This is a genomic window from Protofrankia sp. CiP1_Cm_nod3 (assembly GCF_982290655.1).
In genome coordinates, this window is record NZ_CEVIVD010000082.1 from 15,790 (window position 1) to 17,236 (window position 1,447).

General features: G+C 76.2%; 1 protein-coding gene. It reads right to left on the reverse strand.

The annotated features are described in order from the left end of the window. Entirely contained in the window at nucleotides 1-1,161 is a 1,161-nt protein-coding gene (locus AC5LUJ_RS15780) for a branched-chain amino acid ABC transporter substrate-binding protein (protein ID WP_250286523.1), read from the reverse strand. Nucleotides 1,162-1,447 lie beyond the last annotated feature (286 nt).

Here is a 1,447-nt window from a genome sequence, read left to right on the forward strand (position 1 = left end):
TCAGGGCCCGGTCAGCGCCGCGGTGGTTCCGAGCAGGTGCCGCCGGCCGCCGCGGACCTGGTAGACGTACACGGTGGTATCGGCGGCGTCACCGCTCGGGGCGAAGGCGACCCGCCTGGTGACGCCCTGGATGTCGACCGAGGCGAACGTCTGCGTCACCGCCTCCCGGCCGGCCCTCGGCCCGAGAGCGCGCAGCGCCTCGACGACCGCGGTCGTGGCGTCGTACGCCTCCCCGGAGCAGCTGCCCGGTTCCGCGCCGCCCGTGACCCGCCCGTAGTCCGCGACGAAGCCGGCGGCCCGCGGGTCACCGGGGGGGCCGCCGCACGGGCCGATCAGGTAGGCGCCCTCGGCGCCCTCGGCGCCCGCCGCGGCGGCGAACCGGTCGTCGGCCGGCCCGTCGCCGCTCATGACGGCCCCGGTGAACCCCCCGGCGCGCAGCGCCCCGGCCAGCGACGCGAACTCCTGGGGATGACCGGCATAGAACACCGTGTCCGGTTTCCCGGATATTATTTTCGCCGCCTCGGCGGTATAGCTCCCCGTGGACTCGACGGCATCGTGCGTGACCGCCGCCCCCCGGGCCCGCAGCTCCTTCTCGAAGGCGCCGGAGAGCGCCGTGCCGTATACGCTCCCGTCGTCCAGGGAGAACACCCTGCGGGATCTGAGCGCCTTCGCGGCGTAGTCGGCGGCGGCGGTTGCCTGCGCGGTGTCGGAGGCGGCCACACGGTAGAAGCTGACGAAACCGAGCCCGGTCAGCCGCGGATCCGTCGCGGTCGGGCTCACCGACAGCAGGCCGGCCTGGCTGTAGAGCGGTTCGCTCGCCCCGGCGGTGTCCGAGGACAGCGGCCCGACCACGGCGATGACGTCCGGATCGTCGATGAGCCTGCGGGCGGCGCCGGGCGCCTGCCGCGCGTCGCCGGAGTCGTCGGCCGTCACCAGGCGGAGGGTGAACGGGAGCCGCCCGCTGCTGTTGGCCCGTTCGACCGCTGCCCGGGCGCCGTTGGCCGTGTCGAGGCCGAACCGCTGGTCGGCGCCGGACAGCGGCCCCTGGAAACCGATGGCGTACTGGGCGCGCCGGCCACCGGCGGGCCCTCCCCCGCATGCGCCGGCGGACAGCGCCACCGCGAGCGCCCCGGCGGCGGCCGTCACCGTCCGGATGGCCATGCTGTTCCGTTTCACCGCTGTCCCCCACCGCCGTTTCCTCCGCCCGTCCCGCGGCCCCCCGCCCGTTCCGGTGGGCATGTCCCGGGCGCTTCCCCGGCACAGCGCGCGACATCCGCTGCCACGCCGCTCCCGCCAGCGCCGCTCCCTGCCGCCGGTCCCTGCCGCCGGTCCCTGCCGCCGGCTTGCCCTGCCTTCAATCAGTCCTGCCTTCGACCGGTCCCGCCTCCGGGCGGCTCCGTCGGGCGGCTCCGTCGGCGAGCCGGCGCGAATCCCGCCCGCCGCCCCT